Origin of the sequence: Nostoc sp. (assembly GCF_036917455.1) — a bacterium.
Taxonomy (GTDB): domain Bacteria; phylum Cyanobacteriota; class Cyanobacteriia; order Cyanobacteriales; family Nostocaceae; genus Nostoc.
In genome coordinates, this window is record NZ_JBALDK010000125.1 from 25,446 (window position 1) to 34,604 (window position 9,159).

At 44.2% G+C, this 9,159-nt stretch carries 3 protein-coding genes; 2 read left to right on the top strand and 1 reads right to left on the bottom strand.

Features of this window, described 5'->3' with window-relative positions; genetic code table 11:
• Positions 1 to 88 precede the first annotated feature (88 nt).
• Both V7K42_RS13345 and V7K42_RS13350 read left to right on the top strand, forming a co-directional pair.
• Positions 89 to 3,454, top strand: a complete 3,366-nt coding sequence (locus tag V7K42_RS13345; RefSeq protein ID WP_334916856.1) for a type 2 lanthipeptide synthetase LanM family protein — start codon at positions 89 to 91, stop codon at positions 3,452 to 3,454.
• 555 nt (positions 3,455 to 4,009) lie between these two features.
• Positions 4,010 to 7,669 (top strand): two-partner secretion domain-containing protein, encoded by a 3,660-nt coding sequence (locus tag V7K42_RS13350; RefSeq protein WP_334916858.1) that lies wholly within the window; start codon positions 4,010 to 4,012, stop codon positions 7,667 to 7,669.
• A gap of 246 nt (positions 7,670 to 7,915) precedes the next feature.
• Here the strand turns inward: V7K42_RS13350 and V7K42_RS13355 are convergent, their stop codons facing one another.
• Entirely contained in the window at positions 7,916 to 8,857 is a 942-nt protein-coding gene (locus V7K42_RS13355; protein WP_334916860.1) for a hypothetical protein, read from the bottom strand.
• Positions 8,858 to 9,159: the final 302 nt, after the last annotated feature.

Genomic DNA, 9,159 nt, shown 5'->3' on the forward strand with positions numbered 1-9,159 from the left:
TTTCCCCCACTGCCCCCCCAGATCCCCCAGCCTCCCTTCACCCGTCATTTTTGGATTGACAGACCAGTCATTTATTTGGTAAATCAAGATGAACGCAGTTATTTCTAGTATCTCTACACACCAGTTGCCCGCGATCGCAAACCCCGTTATGTCTACAGCCCAGTTGCACAACATCGTTAGCCGCGCTAGTACCCTGTTTGAACGACTCGATTCACAGATTTTCTCACCCTCCCCGGAAACTGATGAAAAGCTCTTGCAATCGCGTCTTGATACCTGGTGTCAGACAGTAGGAAAAGGGAATTTTGAGCATTTTCAAAAATATTTAGAATGGGATGGGCTAAATTTAGAAACAGCAAAAAGCGCGATCGCACCTGTATCTTTGCGGCACGATGCTCCCCTACCCAACTGGGCAAAGACGCTTTCATCTGTTCTCAATCTTGCCTTTGCTCAGGCAGCAACAAATCCTGATGCGACAACTTCACAGCGCTTTTTGATTCCCCAGTCTCCCCTCCCCTTTGAGGATATTCTCGCCCCATTTGTTTTATTTGCCCAACAAGAACTGATTGCTAGAACTGGCCAGGGTTATCAGAGATTAACCGATGAGGTTCATGGTGTGTTCGAGCGCAGCTTGCTCGGTCAGCTAATTGACATGGCTACACAACCTTTACAGATAGCTTTTACCAGTTGGCGGGCCGGTCAACAATCCTCTTTTACCCGTCTACTGGCACAGACACAAGAACTTCAAACCCGCAACCTCTATGTCAGGTTTGTTCGGGACATGTTGCAGGGCAAACTAACTTCTTTTTTTGTAGAATATGCTGCTCTCGCAAGGTTACTGGCTACGGCAACCGAGCTTTGGGTGGAATCCCAACTGGAATTTCTGCATCACTTAGACGCAGACTGGTCAGAGATTGCAGAGAAATTTAACAATGGTGAACCTCTCGGTCAGGTTACATCGGTACAGCCTCTGCGATCCGATCCCCATCGGGGCAGACGCTCTGTAATTACACTGAAAATTGAGCCAAATCTGCACTTAGTTTACAAACCCAAGCATTTAGGCACTGAACAGGCGTATAATCAGCTTTTGGCTTGGTTAAACGAACAGGGTTCTCCTCTGCCTCTAAAAACTTTGCAAGTAATTAACCGTGATAGCCACGGCTGGGTAGAGTTTGTCGCCTCGCAAGCCTGTGAAGATACAGCCCAATTGGAACGCCATTACCAACGGGCAGGGATGTTACTTTGTTTAATTTACGTGCTAGATGCTACCGATTGTCACTACGAAAATCTCATTGCCTCTGGAGAACATCCAGTTCTGATTGATACCGAAACTCTGATGCAGCATCGACCTGAAATCGAGTCATCAGGAAACGTGCAGACTGCTCAAAAACTCGCATTCGATTGGGTGGATAATTCCGTAATGCGTACTGCCTTATTGCCCGTTTGGCATCCAGGATCTAATGGTAACTCAGGCTTTGATTTCAGCGGCTTGGGCAGCCACAACCAAGAAGCTAGGCATTATAAAGGACTCCAGTGGTCTAGTGTGAATACAGACCAGATGGCTTTAAATCAAAAGTTGCTGACTATTGATCCATTTTTAGCTCATGTGCCAACCTTAAATGGACAACCTGCCAGTCTATCAGACTGGATCGAGGCAGTAGCGACAGGATTTGAGCAGATGTATCACTTCCTGCAAGATAAAAAAGAGGTGCTACTCTCCCAGGATAGTCCGCTGTGGACAATGGCAAGACAACTTGTCCGCTTTGTGTTTCGTCCCACAAACACTTATTTCCGAATCTTAAATAAGCTCCGTAGTTCAGAGTACTTGCGAGATGGAGTTGACCGCAGTATTGGACTGGAAATCCTCAAGTTGACAGCAGCTGGCGCAACTGAAAAACCGAAATTATGGTCAATTCTCCAGGCTGAACGACAACAAATGGAGCAGTTAGATATTCCTTTTTTCTCAATTTATCCCAACACAGATGTGTTGGAGCTATCGCCAGATAGTCAACTTGAGGGATTTTTCCAGGGTTCTAGCTTTGAGTTAGTATTAGAGCGGATCAAGAACCTGAGCAAATCTGACTTGGCGATGCAGGTTAGTTTTATCCGCAACACCTTATATTTGAGAATGATTCCCGGCCAAGAGATTGCTGCACCTGAAAAACTTGCTAATCAAACTCTAAGCGTGCAGCAATCGTCTGAGGTGATGCTGGATGAATCAGATTTTGTTTCTGAGGTTATGGCAATTGCCCGCAGATTACAAGAGCGAGCAATTTGCGCTCCTGATGGATCTGTAACTTGGCTTGCTCCTCAATTTATCGGTCAACAACAGCGATTCCAATTTCAACCGGCTGGACTTAGCCTTTTTGATGGCAAATTAGGAATTGCATTATTTCTAGCGGCGGTAGAGCATATTAAAAAAGATGGAGAGTTTCGAGAACTGTGTTTGGGAGCGTTGCAGGAGTTTCGTCAGGGGTTATCCAAAGTTGAACAGCCAAAAGCTGAATTCTCGAACTTGAATCTTGGCTTATCAGCTGGACTGGGAGGATGGATTTACAGCCTGACTAAAATCGGTCAGTTTCTTAATGACGATCGCTTGCTTGCCGATGCTGTGAATTTGGCGCATTCGATAGTACCAGAAGCAATTACTAGCGATCGCGATTTGGATATCGCTGGCGGTACAGCAGGTACGCTTTTAAGTTTATTGGCATTGTACCAAGTTGTTCGCGATCCAATTGTGCTGGAATCTGCTTGCCTGATTGGTCGTCATTTATTAGCCCAAAGTGTAATCACCTCCAACGGTAGAGCCTGGAAAACGCTGGATGGTCGATTGTTAACGGGCTTTTCCCACGGAGCAGGCGGAATTGCCTACGCTCTGCTCAAACTGGCACAGGTGACGAATGACACCCAGTTTCAGATGGCTGCGGCAGAAGCGATCGCCTACGAACAGAGCGTATTTTTACCAGAGGTAGGCAACTGGCCCGATCTCAGGGACTTTTCTAAATTTCTCCAAGCAACTAACAAATCCGAACCTCCTTCACTTATGTCTAGCTGGTGTCATGGAGCAGCTGGTATCGGTTTAGCCCGCCTTGGTGGACTGGCAATGTTGTCAACTGAAGCAATTCATCAGGATATCCAAGTCGCAATCAAAACTACCCAAAAGCAACTCACCCAGAAACAAGGGATAGTAAACCAGCTATGCTGCGGTCATATGGGACAGATTGAATTCCTGCTATGTGCAGCCAGCCGATTAGGAAAATCAGATTTGTTGATAAATGCCAAAGTCCATGCATCACAGGTTGTACAGCAGGCAAGGCAGAAAGGGTATTATCTCGAACCTGCCCTACACTCAAGCGTATATGTTCCTGGCTTGTTCCGGGGCGAGGTTGGTATTGGTTATACTTTGCTGCGCCTAACTCATCTGGAACAACTACCTTCAATTCTTTTGTGGGAATAGCAGCTTTTGAATTTATCACATCTAGTTCCCGGTGCAAAATGCAAAAGCCTTGCAGTGATTGAGATAGAAAAAATGTACTCGATTGCAAGGCTTATTTAGATTTTCACTATCCATCAGGACTTACGCACACTCTACGAATCCTTAGCGTTCTTGGCGGTTCGATAAATTAAGCTTTTTGGCAATTTGTGCGTAAGTCCTGTCCATATTATCTTCATGTATTTGAGGTTTAAGAAAAATTTTAGTAGATCGAAAACTTTTGTCAGAGGATGTTTTAAACAGTTGAAACCAGTCAAAAATCATGCTAGTCATCTGACCATAATACGAATCATGACAATGTAAATGAATGTCTGCAAGGTTTCAGGTAGTCTTTTATAATCCTTTATTATATTGAAAACTTGGTGAATTTGACGAAATAAGAAGGTTTTCAGTCGATGGTGTTGGAAAGAGCGATCGCTCTATTCGTCTAGCCAAAACTAAGTACTTGAAAATCAGATTATACAGTAATTTTGTGTCTAATAACTGTAATTCAGTAAGACTACGTAGTTTAAGGGTGTAATGTCTAAGGTAAGTATGGGTGGAAACTGGTTTTTAAGGCTAGGGGTTGTTGCGGTTAATGTCAGACATTTAGATTGGTTACTAAAATTAGGAATAGCGATCGCTAGTGTAATCATATTTGACCAAAATACTGCGATCGGGCAAATCACCCCAGATACAACATTACCGAATAATAGCAATGTAAATACACTAAATAACATTACAAATATTACTGGTGGCACACAAGCAGGAACTAATCTATTTCACAGTTTCAGCGAATTTTCTATTCTCAAAGATACTATAGCTAACTTTAATAATGCTCCAGATATTCAAAATATTATTAGTCGAGTTACAGGTGGTTCGCAATCAAATATAGATGGAATTCTGCGGACGAACGCTAGAGCGAATTTATTTTTAATTAATCCTAACGGCATTATCTTTGGAGAAAATGCACGGTTAGATATTGGCGGTTCATTTATTGCTAGCACAGCAAGTAGCATCAAATTTGCTAATGGTTTTGAGTTCAGTGCTACGACTCCTAAATCTACTCCTTTACTAACGATAAATACACCTATTGGCTTGCAATATGGAGTTAATCCAGGCACTATTGAGGTCAAAGGCGACGGTCAAGGTGTAAGGCTAACAGATGAATTGATTGATACAACAGATGCACTGCGAGTGCCAGCCAATCAAACTTTAGCCTTGGTGGGTGGTGATATTTTCTTAGAGGGAGCAACGTTAAAGACAGCAGGGGGAAGGATAGAGTTGGGCAGTGTAGGGGATAACAGTCTAGTTAGTCTCACACCGATAACTAAAGGTTTTGCCTTGAGCTACGATAGAGTGCAAAACTTTGGCAATATTCAACTATCAAAACTCTCAGCAGTCGATGCCAGTGGCGCAGGTAGCGGTGATATCCAAGTGCAGGGTCGGCGTGTCACTATAGCCGATGGTTCGCAGATAGAAGCAAGTACTCTGTTAGGAGAAAAAGGTGGAAATTTAGTAGTCAATGCTACTGACTCAGTACAAGTAGTTGGTACCTCTAGTGATGGTTACTTTCGCAGTAGCTTGTTAGCTTCTGCTTACTCAACCGGGGATGCAGGAGACTTGACTATTAATACCCAAAATTTGCTTGTGCGCGATGGGGCACAAGTAAGTGCAAGTACATATGGTGCAGGAAAGGGAGGTTCTTTAACTGTCAATGCTAAAGATGTCCAACTGATTGGTGAGTCTGCTGATAATAACTTTTCTAGTGAATTGGGGACTTCTGCTTACTCAACCGGGGATGCAGGAGACTTGACTATTAATACCCAAAATTTGCTTGTACGCGATGGGGCACAGGTAAATGTAGGCACAGCAGGTATAGGTAAGGCGGGTTCTTTAACTGTCAATGCTAAAGATGTCCAACTGATTGGTACTACTGCTGATAGTCTCTTTCCCAGTGCCTTGTTTGCTTTTACTCTATCAACTGGAGATGCAGGAGACTTGACTATTAATACCCAAAACTTGCTTGCCCGCGATGGGGGACAAGTAGCTGCATATACATCGGGTGCAGGTAAGGCGGGTTCTTTAACTGTCAATGCTAAAGATGTGCAAATGATTGGTACTGCTAATAGTCAGTTTGCCAGTGGCTTGTTCAATTATGCTTACTCAACCGGGGATGCCAGCGACTTGACGATTAATACCCAAAATTTGCTTGTGCGCGATGGGGCACAAGTAACTACAAAGACATATGGTGCAGGTAAGACGGGTTCTTTAACTGTCAATGCTGAAAATGTGCAAATGATTGGTAGGGCTGCAAATGGTGAGTTTGCTAGTGGGTTGTTTGTTGACGCTACTTTAGGGACAACTGGGGATGCCGGAAACTTGACGATTAATACCCAACGTTTGCTCGTGCGCGATGGGGCATATGTCGATGCCAGCATATATGGTGCAGGTAAGGGAGGTTCTTTAACTGTCACTGCTAAAGATGTACAAGTGATTGGTACCTCTACTGACAATCGCTTCAGAAGTGGCTTGTATACTCAAGCTTATTCAGGGATAACTGGGGATGCCGGAAACTTGACGATTAATACCCAACGTTTGCTTGTACGCGATGGCGCACAAATAGATGCAGAGACATATGGTGCAGGTAAGGGGGGTTTTTTGAATGTCACTGCTAAAGATGTACAACTGATTGGTACCTCTAGTAATGGTTACTTTCCCAGTGGCTTGTTGACTTCCACTCACTCAACCGGAGATGCAGGAAACTTGAAAATTGATACTCAACAGTTGCTTGTGCGCGATGGGGCATTGATAAATGCCAGTACATCGGGTGCAGGTAAAGGAGGTTCTTTAACTGTTAATGCTAACGATGTGCAAGTGATTGGTGAGTCTGCTGATAGTGACCTCATAAGTCGCTTGTTTACTACTGCTGGTATAGGAACAACTGGGGATGCAGGAGACTTGACTATTAATACTCAACAGTTGCTCGTGCGCGATGGGGCATATGTCGATGCCAGCACAGAAGGTACAGGTAAGGCAGGTTCTTTAACTGTTAATGCTAAAGATGTGCAACTGATTGGTGTCTCTGCTAATGGGCGCTCTGGCAGTGGCTTGAATACATCTGCTAAGTTAGGGTCAACTGGGGATGCAGGAGACTTGACTATTAATACTCAACAGTTGCTTGTGCGCGATGGCGCACAGGTAACAACAGGAACACGGAGTGCAGGCAAAGGGGGTTCTTTAACTGTCAATGCTAAAGATGTGCAACTGATTGGTACCACTGCTGATGGTCGTGCTAGTGGCTTGTTCGCTTCTACTAACTCAACTGGGGATGCAGGAGACTTGAAGATTAGTAGCGATAAATTACTCGTTCAAGATGGGGCGACAATAACTGTGAGTAGCTCAGGGAAAGGAATTGCAGGGAATTTAAATATTGATGCTGCCTCTATCCGTTTGAACAACAACGCTACTGTTAATGCTAATACCCAAGCTGTCAACACTGATCCGAGTAAAGAACAAGCTACTATTAGTGTGCGCTCTCAAGATTTACTATTGCTTCGTAACAGCAATATCACTACTAACGCTTCTGGAGAAAACGTCATTGGTGGCAATATCAACATTAATACTGATATTTTAGTTGCATTTGACAATAGTGATATCAGTGCAAATTCTACTGACTTTCGAGGAGGTCAGGTGACAATCAATGCTAAGGGGGTATTTGGCACTCAATTTCGTGATGTACCGACCCCAAACAGCGATATCACTGCTACAGGAGCTAATCAGCAGTTGAGTGGTACAGTGCAACTCAATACACTACAAGATCCCACAAATGGTTTAGAGGAATTGCCACTAGGAGTAGTGGATGCCTCACAATTAATTAACCAAAACTTCTGTGCCAAAAGAGGTAATAGTAGCTTCACGATCGTTGGACGTGGTGGTTTACCTCCTTCCCCCAACACTGTACTTAATAATGATACAGTTTGGGAAGATTGGCGAGTTACTGCTGTGCCAAGACAAGCAGAAGATTACAGCAGCAGGGGAACTCTTGAGAAAAGTTCAGCACTGAGTACACAGATTGTGGAAGCTCAGGGGTGGGTAGTGAATGCTAAAGGTGAAGTGATATTGACAGCTGCTGTACCGATGCCAACACCTCACAGCTTGAGGAATTTGCCCTGGTTGTGTTGCAAAAACAGGTGTTAATCTTTTTTCGCTTTACAAGCGTGCCATAGCCTCATTTACTCTCGCTGGTAGTGTCCGTATTAGGCGGCTATAAAAGGATACTCCACATTCCCTACTCAGATTTATTCTTGAAGCGATAAGCCTAACAGCATGGCAACTCTTAAAGACGCTGTTCGCGTTCGCTTACTGCTTTTCTACAATAAGTTATTTATTGCATTGTTGCATTGTGTATTTGTTGGATTAACCTCTTGTTTACTAGCTGTCTCGTCACTTTTGCTGTCTCCAAACAAGGTTGTATTCTCTTTCAACAGCCGCCAGCAGCTTTGCCTGCAAGGATGACAGATACGGTTTAGCTTGTTTCCCCAAACCCTGCAACAGCCAATCCACAGCCTCGTCACGGTTGGTTACTTGATGCAACTGTCGTAACCTCACACATAACTGCTGCATGAATTGGCAATCTTCATCAAGCAATTCCAGTAACTTCAGGTGTTCAATCTTCACGGTATAGTCGCCGTCCCAAGTCTGGAGTGTACAGCTGTATTCCCCAACGTGACTTACCACGCCCCAATAACCCGCTTTACCTCTCAAGTCTGGGTTATCCTTTGGCAAAAGAATGCATATTTCACCAATATGGTAAGGATTGGGTACTTTCGTCCTTTCGCGTATCCTATCCACAACATCTTTCACTATGCGACCAGATGGAATCTTATTGCCAGCTTGCTCTACTGCCTGCTGCCATACATCCGCTTGCACAGCAGGTTCCAACTCGGCTTTCGCCAAAAACCGCAATTGTCGTTCGTTGGTCGGCATTGGAATTTGCCGACCAATGGTCGGCAAAAACTTTTGAAGATTCTCATAAACGACAGTTGCCGAAATCTTCAAGTAAGCCACGTCACGACTATAATTGAAGCGATCACGGCAATACTCCTCAAAAGTACGGTGCGTGGAACGGTACAGCCGTCTGTCCCTCAACTCCATCAGCGCCTGACCCGCTGACAAAAATGCACGTTCCACACGGCGCTCTAAATGAAGGCGTAAGCTTTGTTCTTCTTCGGTCAACTCTAGAATTTCAACAGCAGTCACCGTAATCGTTGCTGAGGCTGGCTTGTCTTGGGCAGAAATATTTTCGGGAGTAGAGTCGGTGGCTGGCTTTGGTTCAACAGATGCCGCAGAGGTAGCTTTTTTGCGTCTGGATGGTGGTTTGTTCATTGTCGCACCTCCAGGCTGACAGCAGTCGAACAAATATTGAATTGTGTCATCATGCAATATATGTTTTTTATCTGTACCCCCAACCTGTGCCAAGGATGGGGTTTTCCATTGCTTTTTATATTTTGCAGTCTTAAGGCACTACCAAATATAAAACTCATTAAAAAATCTCATAGACCAATTATCAAAAAAAAACACCACACCAGAGCTACCACAACAACAAAATACTGTTTGGGCGTATTCTAGGAATACCCTCTTCAACACACGCGTAAAACAACGGCTAATGCTTGATTATTTGACAGAGA

What these genes read in the sequence shown, in the direction of transcription:
- V7K42_RS13350 (WP_334916858.1), top strand. Translation starts at nt 4,010, where the DNA reads ATGTCTAAGGTAAGTATGGGTGGAAACTGGTTTTTAAGGCTAGGGGTT.
- V7K42_RS13345 (WP_334916856.1), top strand. Translation starts at nt 89, where the DNA reads ATGAACGCAGTTATTTCTAGTATCTCTACACACCAGTTGCCCGCGATC.
- V7K42_RS13355 (WP_334916860.1), bottom strand. Translation starts at nt 8,857, where the DNA reads ATGAACAAACCACCATCCAGACGCAAAAAAGCTACCTCTGCGGCATCT.